Source organism: Clostridium sp. (genome assembly GCF_047718555.1).
Classification (GTDB): Bacteria; Bacillota; Clostridia; order Clostridiales; family Clostridiaceae; genus Clostridium_I.
In genome coordinates this window covers 62,797-77,795 of the sequence record NZ_JBDNRK010000006.1, presented here as the reverse complement: position 1 = coordinate 77,795, position 14,999 = coordinate 62,797, and the positions used below count along the sequence as shown (strand labels likewise).

Annotated in this window: 18 protein-coding genes; all 18 read right to left on the bottom strand. The window is 37.3% G+C overall.

The features are described from left to right. Nucleotide 1 precedes the first annotated feature (1 nt). Nucleotides 2–1,198, bottom strand: a complete 1,197-nt coding sequence (locus ABF633_RS04175; protein ID WP_415522311.1) for a phage major capsid protein — start codon at nt 1,196–1,198, stop codon at nt 2–4. A gap of 13 nt (nt 1,199–1,211) precedes the next feature. Then, nucleotides 1,212–1,907 carry a head maturation protease, ClpP-related gene (locus ABF633_RS04170; RefSeq protein ID WP_415522309.1) on the bottom strand — a complete coding sequence of 232 codons (696 nt, stop codon included), beginning with the start codon at nt 1,905–1,907 and terminating at the stop codon, nt 1,212–1,214. Beyond that, nucleotides 1,904–3,163 carry a phage portal protein gene (locus ABF633_RS04165; protein WP_415522307.1) on the bottom strand — a complete coding sequence of 420 codons (1,260 nt, stop codon included), beginning with the start codon at nt 3,161–3,163 and terminating at the stop codon, nt 1,904–1,906. Before ABF633_RS04165 ends, ABF633_RS04170 begins: the two co-directional genes overlap by 4 nt. Nucleotides 3,164–3,250: 87 nt before the next feature. Continuing rightward, nucleotides 3,251–3,856 carry a hypothetical protein gene (locus tag ABF633_RS04160; protein ID WP_415522305.1) on the bottom strand — a complete coding sequence of 202 codons (606 nt, stop codon included), beginning with the start codon at nt 3,854–3,856 and terminating at the stop codon, nt 3,251–3,253. Between the two features lie 88 nt (nt 3,857–3,944). Beyond that, entirely contained in the window at nt 3,945–5,546 is a 1,602-nt protein-coding gene (locus tag ABF633_RS04155) for a terminase large subunit (RefSeq protein WP_415522303.1), read from the bottom strand. A gap of 104 nt (nt 5,547–5,650) precedes the next feature. Then, nucleotides 5,651–5,875 (bottom strand): DUF4314 domain-containing protein, encoded by a 225-nt coding sequence (locus ABF633_RS04150; RefSeq protein ID WP_415522302.1) that lies wholly within the window; start codon nt 5,873–5,875, stop codon nt 5,651–5,653. Continuing rightward, nucleotides 5,859–6,566 carry a virulence protein gene (locus ABF633_RS04145; RefSeq protein WP_415522300.1) on the bottom strand — a complete coding sequence of 236 codons (708 nt, stop codon included), beginning with the start codon at nt 6,564–6,566 and terminating at the stop codon, nt 5,859–5,861. The genes ABF633_RS04150 and ABF633_RS04145 overlap by 17 nt, the downstream gene beginning before the upstream one ends. A gap of 103 nt (nt 6,567–6,669) precedes the next feature. Then, nucleotides 6,670–6,981, bottom strand: coding sequence for a hypothetical protein (locus ABF633_RS04140; protein ID WP_415522298.1), 312 nt, complete (start codon nt 6,979–6,981; stop codon nt 6,670–6,672). A 129-nt stretch (nt 6,982–7,110) separates the two neighbouring features. Beyond that, nucleotides 7,111–8,361 (bottom strand): site-specific DNA-methyltransferase, encoded by a 1,251-nt coding sequence (locus ABF633_RS04135; protein ID WP_415522397.1) that lies wholly within the window; start codon nt 8,359–8,361, stop codon nt 7,111–7,113. 31 nt (nt 8,362–8,392) lie between these two features. Then, nucleotides 8,393–8,542 (bottom strand): hypothetical protein, encoded by a 150-nt coding sequence (locus tag ABF633_RS04130; protein WP_415522296.1) that lies wholly within the window; start codon nt 8,540–8,542, stop codon nt 8,393–8,395. Nucleotides 8,543–8,544: 2 nt separating this feature from the next. Further along, nucleotides 8,545–9,123, bottom strand: coding sequence for a P27 family phage terminase small subunit (locus tag ABF633_RS04125; protein WP_415522294.1), 579 nt, complete (start codon nt 9,121–9,123; stop codon nt 8,545–8,547). 132 nt (nt 9,124–9,255) lie between these two features. Next, nucleotides 9,256–9,615: an HNH endonuclease gene (locus ABF633_RS04120; protein ID WP_415522293.1), complete on the bottom strand. Its 360-nt coding sequence runs from the start codon at nt 9,613–9,615 to the stop codon at nt 9,256–9,258. A gap of 259 nt (nt 9,616–9,874) precedes the next feature. After that, nucleotides 9,875–10,276, bottom strand: a complete 402-nt coding sequence (locus ABF633_RS04115; protein WP_415522291.1) for a DUF1492 domain-containing protein — start codon at nt 10,274–10,276, stop codon at nt 9,875–9,877. Between the two features lies 1 nt (nt 10,277). After that, the gene (locus ABF633_RS04110) at nt 10,278–11,630 is read right to left on the bottom strand and encodes an SNF2-related protein (RefSeq protein ID WP_415522289.1); all 1,353 of its coding nucleotides are present in this window, start codon (nt 11,628–11,630) and stop codon (nt 10,278–10,280) included. Then, nucleotides 11,611–11,892: a VRR-NUC domain-containing protein gene (locus ABF633_RS04105; RefSeq protein ID WP_415522287.1), complete on the bottom strand. Its 282-nt coding sequence runs from the start codon at nt 11,890–11,892 to the stop codon at nt 11,611–11,613. Before ABF633_RS04105 ends, ABF633_RS04110 begins: the two co-directional genes overlap by 20 nt. A 191-nt stretch (nt 11,893–12,083) precedes the next feature. After that, nucleotides 12,084–14,348: a phage/plasmid primase, P4 family gene (locus ABF633_RS04100; protein WP_415522285.1), complete on the bottom strand. Its 2,265-nt coding sequence runs from the start codon at nt 14,346–14,348 to the stop codon at nt 12,084–12,086. Then, nucleotides 14,345–14,776: a DUF4406 domain-containing protein gene (locus tag ABF633_RS04095; RefSeq protein ID WP_415522283.1), complete on the bottom strand. Its 432-nt coding sequence runs from the start codon at nt 14,774–14,776 to the stop codon at nt 14,345–14,347. The genes ABF633_RS04100 and ABF633_RS04095 overlap by 4 nt, the downstream gene beginning before the upstream one ends. Beyond that, a complete protein-coding gene (locus tag ABF633_RS04090) occupies nt 14,757–14,990 on the bottom strand; it encodes a hypothetical protein (protein WP_415522281.1) in 234 nt (77 codons plus the stop codon). The genes ABF633_RS04095 and ABF633_RS04090 overlap by 20 nt, the downstream gene beginning before the upstream one ends. Nucleotides 14,991–14,999: the final 9 nt, after the last annotated feature.

The window sequence follows — 14,999 nt, the reverse complement described above, 5'->3', positions numbered from 1 at the left end:
ATTAAGCTTTCATTTTCAGAATCTGTACTGCTTCTGGAAGAACAAGTCTACCATCCACACGCTCTTTGGCTACAAAACCAACCATGCCATTACCTGCAAATAGTTCCTTCAATTCCGCAAATGAACGGGAACCACGGTCACCAATGTTATAGTAGCTATAATCACCAAATGCCATTACGGGATTTCCTGCACTAACCGTTGGTACATAAGCCGATGTATAGACAGGGTAACCGAGTAAACTATCTGGTTCTCCAACTTGATAGGATGGTTGCCAAATATATGCACCATTACCGTCCTTTAATTTACGAAGAATGGCAAGAGTTTGATCATTGGTTATAAATGCAGCATTCTTACGATATGGACGCTTTAGTGAATAAATTAAATTGATTACCTCATCAGCTGTAATTGTTGTAGCACTAGCAGTAGTTACAGCAATTTGTCCACCACCAGTGGCTGCAAAGATACCAAGTGGCTTTCCTACGCCATCACCATTTAAGAATGCATCTTCCTCTGCATTTGCAAGTGCTTTAGCAAACCTATTAAGGATATATGTTTCAAGATTAAACACATTATCATAGAGAAGTTCTTCTGTCACCTTAACTGCCACATGGAGTTTATGTGCATCAAGGTTAATCTGGTCAAATTTAGCATCGCCAAAGGTCAGAGCCTCACCTTCATCAATCCAAGCTGCCGCAGGAGTGGATGCTGCAATGTTAATTTTTCTTTCAGCACCTGTTTTGATGATAGTTGCAAGCTTACGCATAATATTTTCTTCAGTTAACCCTTCAATTAGGCGAGTATCATATTCTGTTGGAACAAGATATCCACCATCAGCATCAACACCTTCTTGTAGTACATTGCCAATTCTTCTGAAATTAGAGCGAAGGGCATTTAGCATAGACTCTTTATACTCATTTGTTGCAATTCCTGCTTTAGGCTTTTCATTTGTTTGTGGATTTGTTGGAGTACCAAGAATAGGACTACTTGTAGGTTTTGACATTTCAGCATCAATTGCTGTTAGTCTGCTTTCCCTCTCGATTTCCTTTGTTAGAGCCATAATAGAATTCTCCATTTTTGTGTAAGTAGCATTATCCTCTTCTGAGAGAATGTCACTTTCATTTCGCTTGCTATCAAGAAATGCTCTTGCATCAGCCACAGCCTTATTACGCTTTTCATATAGTTCCATAAGTTTATTCATATTGAAATTCCTCCTAAATAAATTTAAGACGCTCTTTTAGCGCCTCAATTGATGGTTGATTTTTATTTGTTTTAGTAGCCTTTTTTATTACCATTTTATCAAGTAGTGCGTTGGTTACTGCTCTTCTCGAAAATGCAAAAGTTACAGTTTCATCGGAAGTATTATTATCAACATACATTATCTCGTCAGCAAAACCTAGCTCAACTGCTTTATGTGCATTCATCCAAGTTTCAGCGTCCATAAGATTGCTGATTTTCAGCCTCGACATTCCAGTTTTGATTTCATAAGCATTGATGATACTTTGCTTAACTTCTGAGAGCATATCGATGGCCTTTTGCATTTCCTCACTATCACCGATGGCTACAGTTAGTGGATTGTGAATCATCATCAAACTGACTGGCGACATTTTTACTGTAGTTCCAGCCATAGCAATAACAGAAGCTGCACTTGCTGCAATACCATCAATTTTTACAGTAACGTTACCCTTAAAATCCATAAGCATATTGTAGATTTGAGCAGCGGCTACAACATCCCCTCCAGGTGAGTTGATTTGTACTTCAATATCACCAGTGCAGTTCATGAGTTCAGACTTAAAAAGTTTAGGTGTAACCTCATCGCCAAACCATGATTCTTCAGCAATTACACCATTTAAGCACAGTGTGCTGATTCCTGTGTCTTCATTTTTTATCCAATTCCAAAATTTCCTCACTTGCTTTCCTCCATTCCTAAATTATTTTTATTAGCAAATATCCCTGCATCCTGCAGCTTTGTCATATTTCCATTAATCAGATATAAATTGCCACCTAGTTCTTCTGGAATACGATCTAGGTTTTCAAGTTCTCTAATGTCATTGGCGCTCATCCATCCGTTTTGCCTTGCAGTGGCATAACCACTCATACGGCTTTGGTAATCACCTCGAAGTAGTCCATCAACATTGAACTTGATAAAATATTTTCTTTTATCTTTTGGCGAAAGTAGAGAACGCACCATTGCCTGTTCCCATCTTGATACCCAAGGGTCAAGAGTATACTTAACAAATTCAAGTGATTGCTGCTCTATATTAGAAAAGCTAGACTTCTCAAGGTCACCTACCATATGTGGTGGCACTCTGAAAATTCTAGCTATTTCATTAATTTGAAATTTCCTTGTTTCAAGAAATTGTGCTTGCTCTGGTGAAATTGATATTGGTGTATATTTCATTCCTTCCTCTAAAACAGCTACCTTACTTGAATTACTGCTACCTCCAAAGGTTGCATTCCAACTTTCTCGAACTCTTGTAGGGTCCTTTAATGTTCCCGGATGCTCTAGCACACCACCCGGTGCAGCACCATTTGCAAAGAACTTAGCTCCGTATTCCTCACAAGCAATTGCCATACCTATAGCATTTTTTGCCATAGCAATAGGGGAATATCCCATAAGTCCATCAAATCCAAGACCGGGAATATGAAGTACATCTGAAGGGTGTAACTTTACGGTACTCCCTTTCATATTTGGGATATCAAGACTACTAGTAAAGTACGTGTAATAAAGTTGTCCGTTTTCATCTCTATCAACAGTCATTCGATTTGGCATTAGGGGATATAATGCTACTACTTCACCTTTACCATTTCTAATAATCTGAGCATAAGCATTCCCCCATAAAAGCAAATGGGTCATAAGCGTTTCACGAAATACAAAGGATGTCATTTCTGGATTTGGCTCATCATGCAATATAAAGTATAGTGGATTGCTAATAGCTTTATCTTTTCCACCATTCTCTGTATACTCATACAAATGGAGTGGTAATCCTGCCACTGCCTCTGCTAAAATTCTCACACAAGAATACACAGCTGTCATTTGCATTGCGGTTCTTTCAGTAACAGGTTTTCCAGAAGTTGTATTACCTAAAAAGAAACTATATCCACTTCCAGCAGTTCTGTTTATTGGCTTATCACGAGACTTAAATAGACCGCTTAATATATTCATAAAATATCACATCCCTTCTAAAAACAGGCATAAGAAAAGCACCTACCAATCGATAGATGCTTTTCTTATATTAACTACAAAATTATATTAATAGCCAATCAGGCATTTCAAAAACAGACATACGTTTTGTGCCTTGCTTTTGTCTCTTTTTATAAATGGTCTAATAGAGAAACGGTGTGGATATGGAGATGATGTTTTTAAATCAAAATAAGCATATCCCTGTTTTTCATCATATCCTAAATTGACAATCTTATTATAAGGATACATCATAGCAGTGTTATTCAATAACATATAGACACTTTTATCCGTAAAAACAATGCTTACATTCTCTCCAATAAGCTGATTTGTTTCATTCCATGTAGGCATCTTTTCATATCGATAGCCTGTCTCGACCATTTTGCATCGGTTCTTTGACTCTGAAATGGAAACCATATTTTCTATATAGATGACTGTTTCATTTGTCCGAATCGCTGTCTTATCTAAAATCTCATGTTCTAAATAATTCTTATATAAACAATCAGATGATGCTAACGACACCAGTTGGTTCTTGGCATCTTTTGCAGTTATAGATTCTTGATTGTACTGATTTACAATCTGCTCCATTTTTCCAAGAAACATCTGAATCTTATCGTAACAATCCTCATGATAGCTTTTTAACAAACCCGCTGGATTTTTGCAGAAGATACACTTCATCCTGCCACCTCCATACTACACTTTTTCTCCATTATAGCATAAAAGTATGCAGCCGAATTATGATTTTAAAAAATCAAGCGTGGTTACATTAGATAAACAAAATGCCTCTGTCATCATAAACAGAAGCACCTGCCTCATTGCCACAACGAATTGCTCTATCAAGCGCCATTATCGTTGCTACAGCCCCATCTATCTTTTCAGTTGATTTTTCTTTATCAGCTTTAATGTTCCCAGCAGGGTCAGTTCTAATGAAGATATTATCCATCATCCATCTAAGAACAGGATGCCCACTATGAGCAAGTCTCTGCTCTAGTGTCAGTTTCATTAGTTCCTTGGTTGGTGGACTCATATCCTTAAACCCTTGGCCAAATGGTACAACGGTAAATCCCATGCCCTCAAGGTTTTGTACCATCTGAACTGCTCCCCAGCGGTCAAAAGCTATTTCACGGATATTAAACTTCTCACCAAGCTTTTCTATAAATTTTTCTATAAATCCATAATGAACTACATTGCCTTCAGTAGTTTGTATAAAACCTTGCCTTTCCCACACATCATAAGGAACATGGTCACGCTTTACACGAAGATCTATTGTTTCTTCTGGTATCCAAAAATAAGGTAGTACACAAAATTTATCATCTTCATCTACAGGTGGGAATACTAATACAAAAGCTGTAATGTCCGTTGTACTAGAAAGGTCTAAACCACCATAACAAACACGCCCTTTTAAAGATTCTTCATCCACCCTAAAAGAACAAGCATCCCATCTATCCATTGGCATCCAACGAATAGCTTGTTTTACCCACTGATTAAGTCTAAGTTGCCTAAAAGAATTCTCTTCAGCGGGGTTCTGCTTTGCAGATTCACAAGCAGCTTTTACTTTATCAATACCAACCGTTATTCCAAGGGAAGGATTGGCTTTCTTCCACACCTTAGGGTCTGTCCAATCGTCAGCTTCTTCTGCTCCATAAATAACAGGATAGAAGGTAGTGTCATTTTTTCTACCTTCTAAAATATCCTTTGCCTTTTGGTGTGTTTCATAGCAGATACTCTGAGTATCTGTTCCTGCTGTAGTAATAAGAAAATATAATGGTTGCATACGGGCATCTCCAGACCCCTTTGTCATAACATCAAACAACTTTCTATTTGGCTGAGTGTGCAATTCATCGAACACAACCCCGTGTATATTAAAACCGTGTTTGGAATAGGCCTCTGCTGATAAAACTTGATAAAAACTATTTGTAGGGGTATAAATTATTCTCTTTTGAGATGCTAGAATTTTAACTCTTTTACTAAGCGCAGGACACATACGCACCATATCAGCAGCTACCTCAAATACGATAGATGCTTGCTGGCGGTCAGCTGCACAGCCATAAACCTCAGCTCTTTCTTCAAAATCACCACAGCATAAAAGTAATGCAACTGCGGCAGCAAGTTCTGATTTACCTTGCTTTTTAGGAATTTCTATATATGCAGTATTAAACTGCCTATATCCATTGGGTTTTAGTGTTCCAAAAATATCACGGATAATCTTCTCTTGCCAATCTATAAGTTCAAACTTTTTTCCTGCCCATGTACCTTTGGTATGGCAAAGGGCTTCAATAAAGGAAACAGCATAATCTGCGTGTTCTTTGCTATAAGTGCTACCCTTTGCCTTAAACTTAGTTGGAGCGTACTTCTTTAATTTACGCATATACTGCCTCCTTTCTTTGTATAAAAAAAAGACCACCAGCAGTAGTCTATATCTATAACTTGAAACAGCCCTATAAAGGGCTATCTCATAATATGTCTATTGTCTTATCCTTCTACAATCTTGCATTTATCCACTCCATAAATAACATGAAGTCCAGAGCCATTATCCCAATGCACCATAATTGATCCTGCATCATCAACACCCCATACTGTACCCTTTGTTCCCATTGGAGGTGATTGAACATCATCCATCTCCACAAGTTCTACCCTTGCGCCTACTGGATACTTCTTCCGAAGCATTTGAACTATTTCTTTACTCGGAAACTTCATTCTTAGCACCTCCCTTGAAAGCTGATGAACCTGTGAGGTTCTGTAGGAGAATCTTGCGTTCCTTCTTATACTCATCACCGATAAAGCCTAATCGAAGGAGGAAACAGCGAAATGCGTATTTCTCATTGTCCACTTCCTTTTCTCTTGAACTGATTCGTTTCTGGTTTCTTGCCATTTCACAAATGCTGTAAATGAAATGGGTGTAGGCTTTAACAGTGTCGCTGTCCTCAGGCATGAATGAAAACCAAGGGAAGGAAACCTTATCATCGTCCTTGAGAATCGGAAGGCTGTTTAATCCTAGTGCCTTTTTAATTAAGTTTCCTTTTGCCTTGATAATGTGCTGTAGGTTTTCCAAGGCATCATCTGCAAAGTAGGTCGCAGGCATTGCCACTGTTAGCCCTACATTTTCATTTTGTGGTTCTTCTTCTAAAGTATTGGTATGTTCGTTTGATTCTTCTGTTATTTCCGCCACAAAGCCTTTTTTAGCAAGTTTCTCAAGCAGAGTTTTGATTTCCTCCCTGTCTGCTTTATCATCAAAAATAAGTGTTCCTTCTCTATCAATGGTGAAGGAACTAACTGCATAATTGCAACTTGGAACACCAAGGTATTTTACTTCTGCACCAGTGATTTCTCCCATTATCTGTACAAGGTGTTTTCTATCCTTGCCTGTTACATTAAATTTAACTTCCATCATGTGTACCTCCTTGTTTTTTGGTACTTACATATATCACTCTAAAGGCACATAATAGCAAGTGGTTTGTATAACATTCTAATAAGAAAAAAGGCTTTTCAGCCTATTTTTCTACCGCTGTGTACCTTGGGTATGTGTATCCTTCTGAATCTACTAAGATGCATTTCTTTGTCTTTATATTCTTAACTCTTATGCATCTTAATTCTCCCTTTTCATTGCAGCCACCGTCTTCTTTTGTTATCCAAGGCTGGTCTTTGCAAAAGTCCTTTTCAAATTCCTTAAACTCCTCATCACTTAATTCAATTACCTTTGTAACTTCATAGGCTGTACCTTTTGCTCCATCTTCCTTAGCTATTTTTGTTAGTTCCTTAAGCTCCTTTAAATTTAAAACCTTTCTTCCAAATAATGCTTTCATTTTCTTACCTCCAAGTGTGTTTTTTGTTATACTATATATCACTCTAAAACACACATATAGCAAGCTAATAATGTATAATTAATCAAGTTTATTTTGTGAATACATACCACCTATATTTTTTAGTTTTCTTCATTCAGTAGCTTCCATTTCTGCAATTACAGTAGAATATGGAATTTTATTGTCATTTCTGATAACAAAAATATCCGTTCCCGCTTCATCGGAATTCTTGTGTTCTAAAGAATGCTGATAAAATCTCTTTACAATAACATCACAAAACTTCTCATCAAGTTCAACAGTACAGCAGATTCTATCTGTTTGCTCACAAGCTATAAGAGTTGAGCCACTGCCACCAAATGGGTCAAGAACTATTGAGTTTGTTAAACTTGAATTTTGAATTGGGTAAGCAATAAGAGCTACAGGTTTCATCGTTGGATGATCTGCATTTTTACTTGGTCTATCAAATTCCCATATGGTAGTTTGCTTACGGTCTGAATACCATTGATGTTTACCCGATTTCTTCCATCCAAATAAAACAGGCTCATGCTGCCATTGGTAAGGACTTCTGCCTAATACAAGACTTTGCTTCTTCCAAATGCAAGTACCACTTAAGTAAAATCCAGCATCTGCAAAGGCTTTTCTAAAATTAAGTCCTTCTGTATCAGCATGGAAAACATAAATGGAGCCATCACTAGCTAATGCCTTTTCCATGTTGGTAAAGCTATCAAAAAGGAAATTAAAAAAAGCATCTGCTGAAAGATTATCGTTTTGTATCTTTCCTGCAGTGCCTTCATATTTGACGTTATAAGGTGGATCGGTAACTATTAAGTTTGCCTTTTTACCTTCCATCAACTTTTCATAGGTTTCAGCTTTTGTACTATCCCCACAAACAAGTCTATGCCTTCCCAAAATCCACACATCACCTTGCTTTGTAATGTTAGGATTTTTAAGTTCTTCATCAACATCAAAATCATCTTCTTTTACATCTTCAGCAGAGTCTAAAAGTATATTTAATTCAGCTGCATCAAATCCTAAAAGGTCTATATCAAAATCAAGTTCTTTTAAACTTTCAAGTTCAATAGATAGTAAATCTTTATCCCATCCTGCATCTTCCGCAAGTCTGTTATCTGCAATAATGTATGCTTTCTTTTGTGCCTCAGTTAAATGGTCTACAAATACACAAGGTACAGTTTTCATTCCATCTTCTTTCGCAGCTAAAACTCTTCCATGCCCTGCTATTATATTAAAATCTCTATCAATCAAAATGGGATTTACAAAACCAAATTCTCTAAGGCTTGATTGTAATTTCTTTATTTGCTTTTCATTATGGGTTCTCGAATTGTTAGCATATGGCACAAGCTTTGATATTTCTACTTGTTGCATTTCTTGAGTGAATTTATTTTCTCTATCCAAACTAAAACCCCCTTTGTAATATTTTTATAAGTCCTTTATTTGCACCCATAACATCTCCTGCTACTGCCTGCCCTTTTAAGGTTCTGTATTGTTGTTTGCTTAATATATTTTTATTTTGATTAAGTTGTTTCATAAAAAGTTGTTTCTCCATTTTTATCTTCCCTTTCTACCCGATAAAAGTGCCTCCATAATATCATCTTGAGGATTTCCAACAAATGCAGTGGTACAATTTTGCTTAACGATATCAAAAATCTCATACCACAGTAGATTGGCTTGTTTTAAAAATGATTGGCTCATCTGTACAAACGGACTTGCTATAGCACCACCTGTTGTAGGATGCTTTCCTAAAAGTCCGTATGTACTAATAGCCTCCTCACATTGAATATATCTTGTAAAGGCTTGAGCATATGATTCAATAAGTCTTGGATTAACAAACTTCTCACAACCTCTCTCTTTCAGCCATTTCCATGTTTCAGTGAATAATAAATCTGCTCCAAGTGGTTTACCATCTCTTTGTTTTGCACTAAGATAATCACTTGGATTTGGCATATCTTCACCATTTAAATTTTCAGCACCATCTAGCTCATCAACCTCAAATATTGTTTCAGGTTGTAGGTTTGGTACTTCTAATACTTTTGCTGCTTTACCTTTTGTAATTTTATCTGAAAGAGGTATCTGCTTATCCCCTGCACGAACTCGTCTGCCACCCCTATTTGTTCCGTCTTTGGCCACATTTTTCACCCCTTTCCTAGCCTATGGGTTTAATACCCTGTTTGAACTGCGGTTTTTGTGCGTGTGACCCCCCGCCCGTTCCCCAGCGGTGTCGGCACAGAGATTTCTACCGCCCCTACCTTCTACTAGGCATCAGCTTCTATTCCATCTGTCCCCATCCTTTGCAGTAATAGCAGAGTGACAAGACTTACACAAAGCCATTAGGTTAGTCCTTTCATGAGTTCCGCCACGTGATAAAGGAAGGATATGATGAACCTCCTCTGCTTTTGTAAGTTTTCCTTGTCTTTGGCACTCCTCGCACAAAGGGTGCTGTGAGATATAACTGTCACGAATTCGTTTCCATGCTCTTCCATACCTACGGCGTATAGCTGGGTCACGACCATACTTCTCATAGCGTTTGTTCTCTTGTCTTTCATGTTCCTTGCAAAACCTCCCATCTGTTAAGTTAGGACAGCTTGGATGGGAACATGGTCTCTTTGGTTTTCTTGGCATAACATTCACCTCCTTAAGGGCATAAAGAAAGCCTCGCAGGTGCAATCCCACAAGGCTTGTTTTATTTTTTCTCTATTGTAATACTATCATAATATCCTACTCTATTTCGCTGTACTTTACTGTAATGTTTTGGGTACACTCCCCTCAAAAGAAAAGCCATTACAGATTTTACTTCGCAACAGCTTTAATTTTTCACTTCGTCTATTATAATTAAATCACAATTTGCTACTCTCTTTCTATCACATTTACTCTCATCTTTTTAAATTACTATTACCTTTACTGCCTTATCGTGAATACGAAATATATGTTGTAAGCTATACCCCATCTCAACAGCTATTTGCTCCCAAGATTTAAAACAAAGATATCTAAGCTCTAGCAGCGTATGCTGTTCTGGGTTATTTACCTTTTTAATAACCTCCATAATATCTTTTTTCAAATCTATAAGCACATCAATATCTGCATTTATTTCATTTTCCAACTCAATCATTTTAACAATGGTATCTTCCATGGAATGCACATTGCGTGTGCCACTTGGAGGTGTATCACTTAAAGTTGATGTAGCTTTTGTAGCTAAAGATCTTAAAGACATTATCTGTTCTAGCTTACTGTTTATCCTTTGGTCAATTCTATAGGCTTGCGATAAATATTCTTTTGCTGTCATATTACTTTTCCCCCTTTAACTTAGCTTTTACAGCTTCTATTAAGTCTGATTGTACTTTTTCTTTTCTCTTTAAAGCTTTTATAATGTCCTCATCAATTGTTCCTTTAGCAATAATATGATGAATAACTACTGTTTCATTTTGTCCTTGCCTCCACAATCTTGCATTGGTTTGCTGATAAAGCTCTAAACTCCAAGTAAGCCCAAACCATATAAGAGTTGAACCTCCTGCTTGAAGGTTTAGTCCATGTCCTGCTGATGCAGGATGTATTAAAGCTACTTCTATTTCACCATTATTCCAATCCTTAATATCTTTTGAAGTTTTTATTTCACGAACCTTAAACCTCTTTTTAACTCTTTCTAAATCATGATTAAACCAATAAGCCACAAGTACCGGCTTTCCATTTGCTGATTCAATTAAATCTTCTAATGCATCTAACTTTTTATCGTGTATTTCAAAAACTTTCTTGTCCTCACCATACACAGCACCATTTGCCATCTGACAAAGCTTATTCGATAATGCAGCAGCATTTACTGCATCTATTTCTTCATCTTTAAGAGATAAGACCAAATCTTGTTTTAAGCTGTTATAATCTTTTTGCTCCTTTTCTGAAAGTGTTACAACAACCTCATTTATAACGCATTCTGGCATTTTCAAATAATCCGTACTTTTCATAGAAATTGTAATATCTGAAATAAGGCGATAAATTGCATCTTCAGCACCTGCTTTAGGTTTATAACTAAATACCATCTGCTGATTTCTTTTATCTGGGTCAAAGAAGTTATTTCGATAATGAGTAATAAATCTTCCAAGCCTTTCACCCATATCAAGGAGCCTAAACTCTGCCCATAAATCCATTAATCCGTTACTACTTGGGGTTCCTGTCAGCCCAATAATTCTTTTTACCTTTGGTCTGACTTTTAATAGACTTTTAAACCTCTTAGCACTATAAGATTTAAAGGATGATAACTCATCTATCACAACCATATCATAATCGAAAGGTAGTCCACTCTCATTTATAAGCCAATCCACATTTTCACGATTAATAAGATACACATTAGCTTTTTGCATAAGTGCTACTTTCCTTTGAGTTTCACTACCTATAGCTACTGAGTAGGTAAGCCCTTTAAGATGATCCCATTTTTTAATTTCTAATGGCCATGTATCTCTTGCAACTCTTAATGGACCAATAACTAAAACCTTTGATACTTCAAAGCTATCAAGACAAAGTGAAAATATAGCAGTAAGAGTTATTACACTTTTGCCTAAGCCCATATCCAAAAGTACTGCTGAAATTGGATTCTCTAATATAAAATTCGTTACAAAGTTTTGATAATCATGTGGATTGTATTTCATCAAGAATACCCCCAATCTGGTCTTCCCCATCAATAACAAATACTTGAAAGCCTAACCCCTGAAGTAATCTGTGTCTTGCAGCCTGAAGTCGTCTTGGCTTTTTCTTAGGAGCCTTTACTTCTACAAATGCAATCTTCCCACCTGGCAATAAGATTAAGCGGTCGGGCATTCCATCAAAACCAGGTGACGTGAACTTTGGACAGATACCACCACGCTTTTTAACTTCTATTGCTAACTTCTTTTCTATGACCTTTTCTCTCATGCGAACCTCCATCAAAAATAATGTTGTGCAGGTCTACTGTGGTCATATCCTAAACTCTTCTTATATGATATTTTTATATTTTTTGCTATAGGGACTTTTTATATATGACTATAGTAGACATACATTTTTATAATTTCTTCATTTAAGAAAAGTTTAGATTTTGACCATTAATGACCTGCACATCACTGTAATTACTCTATAAAATCTGTGTTTTTAAGGCGCACCCCATTAATAAATGATCCATTGGATAACCTTTTACGATTTAGACCTGATACCTCAAGTGCAGCATAAAAATCTGTGGTACTTCTTGTGTATTCTCCTGTTCTCAAACAGTAGGCACGATATTCCTGGTAGAACTCTCCAGACTTCTGCTTATAAGCAGGGTCAAGTTCACAACACTCATCAAGAAATGCTCCAAGCCAGTCATTATTAGCACGATAATGATTAATCGCATTTTCTACACAAGATGGAAGTTTTAATTTAAAGCCATTTGCAATAACTTTCTGCGCGCCTTCAATAATCCATGCCAATACATAAGAACCTGCATTTTGAACTAGATAATCTGTATAGTTCTTGATATCACTATTTCCTTCAATCTTTGCATTGAAAGGAATAACAATTAATCTACGCCAGGTCCCTTCATCATTAGCACCTACTCTTGGCAGGTGATTGGTGTATAGAACCAGTGTATGGCTTGGCACATATTTGAAAGGGTCCTTATACTTCTTCTCTGCCATAACCTCATCTGTGGAACAAAGCTGTTTAATGACGGAAGTGTTCAATCTCATGCCTTCTTCCAGTTCAGCAGCTATGATGAGACGCTTACCTTTCAGTTCCGCCATCTCTGGCTTAACATTTCTCTTGCATCCAACGGTCAATGCATCAGCTGACATAGAGCCACTGTAGGTACCAAGAACTCTTGAGATAGTGTTCCAGAAGGTAGATTTACCGTTACGGCCTTCTCCATAAGAAATGATAAGAGCCTCAACATACACCTTTCCGATGGATGCAAGTCCTACAATCTGCTGTACATAATCAATCAGTTCCTGATCACCACAGAAGAATGTATCAAGTGCATCGAGCCATAACTGCTTACCGTCATCTCCTGGAGTGACTGAGGTCTGTTTTGTGATGTAATCCATAGCATCAGGCTCGTGCATTCCAGAAAGCCCATCTTTCAAATGATAAGTTGCACTGGGTGTATTTAGAAGAAACTCATCCTTATCCAAATCACTTACACTGATAGAAAGCATCGGCTTGGCAGCCTGTAAGGCACTTATTACATATTTCATGTCACGGCGTTTCATTACAAATGATCTGTATGCTATTGCAGATAAATAAGTACGGTATGCCTCCAACTGGTCACCCTGCAGTGAGTTTTCAAACTTTTTACCTCCTGCTTTAACTTCATCCTCTACTGCTCCACTTGCCACAACAGCCTCTAAGGCTCTCTGCACTTCATCTAAAGCATCTTCAAGCTGTAAATCTAGGAACTCTTCCATTGCTCCAACAGCCTGCTGCTTTGATTCCACCCAATACTCCCCATTAAAGCGAAGGTAGTCAGTGGCATCCGTGTAGCAGAGTTCATTTCCATATTCACGGGTCAAAACCTTTGCTTGTCCTATATCTGAAAAGTCTGAAGGTTTGAGTGACTCCCCTGTGAAATCATCATTAAAATCATTTGGAGCAACATACCCTTCTTGGCTCTGTACCTTCCTAGCAAATTTCACGGCACTATTCCATATAGTAGTAAGTTCCTCATCATCCATTGGTGGGTCACACTTTTTTGCCTCATCAATAAAAATCTGATGTGCTTTTTCTGTAGCACCATAGCGTTTTACCACTCTACCTGCAAAACGGGATAATGTACTGTTTCTTTTTCCTTCTGGAATAGAAAAACCTCCTGTTGTTTCAGTATCCTCTTCATCTTGAAATACAGGTAATTCTTCATCAATAGTCTCCCATCCGTCATGCCATATTACTTCATTGCAATCAGCACCAAAAATAAAACGTGCTGCATCTAAGGCATTATCATCAAAGAATGGAAAAGCATTTTGTATCCTTCTTTTTAGCTTCACATAATCCATGGCATCTTTGCATGGATTAATAAGGAAATACACATGAAACCTTGGTCTTGCTGATTGGTCATCCTTTTGTTTCATATGATTACGGCTTGGTGCAATGGCATAAGAAACATCTGGTAAAAGTTCATCTATCTTTTCTGGGGTAATCCAATCACTTGCTTTTTCTGAGTGGTCATTATCGCAATCCATAACAGCTACCACAGACTCCACAAAATTATCTGCACTACGGTAGTTGTTCTTGTATTCACCGCAAACATGATCAATTTTAACTACTGCCTTTAATTCTTCTGCATTCGTTGCCTCCACGCGGTTAGGGTAGCTGCAGTTCTTGGCATTACCTGTGCAGTTTGCTGTATAAAATACTAACTTCATCTGCTCTCCTCCTTTAAGTCCTCCGTAAAATAGCGGATTGTCATACGTTTTTGCTTGGCTCTTTGAATCTCTGCACTCATCCCTTTTGATACTTTTTCTCCAAACACCCACAGTTCTGAACATCTTCCAAGCAGTACCATGTTCATGAACATTGCTAATTCCCTTTCCTGTGGAATGTCATCATTCATAAACTGTGGAAACAACAGATGTGGTGCAATTGGAATAGTATTTTTATCTACTGCAAACCTACAAAAGTCACGAGCCTTTTTTACATTTCCAACAATATCACCTGAATAAGGTGAACAAATATATACAAGAGGTTTGAAGGCAGCATTTTTTTCTGCCCTCTCACCTTTAATAATATTTGTAAGAGCCTGATAAGTAGTAGGGTCCTGGTAACCTTCTGAGTTATATTTGCTTATGCACATAACCCTTTCCTCCATAATTCGCTCTGATTTTTTTACTACATTCATTGCAATAAACAGATGTGCCATATAAATCCCCATTCCCATCAGCAAATATTTCTGAAAAGTCAACATTAACTTCACATCCACAAATAGGGCAGATACAGAATACATTTTCATCATTTATTTCTACTGACACTTCCATAGCGTCATTTATTTTTTCCTTAACATAAAACATTAAATTCTC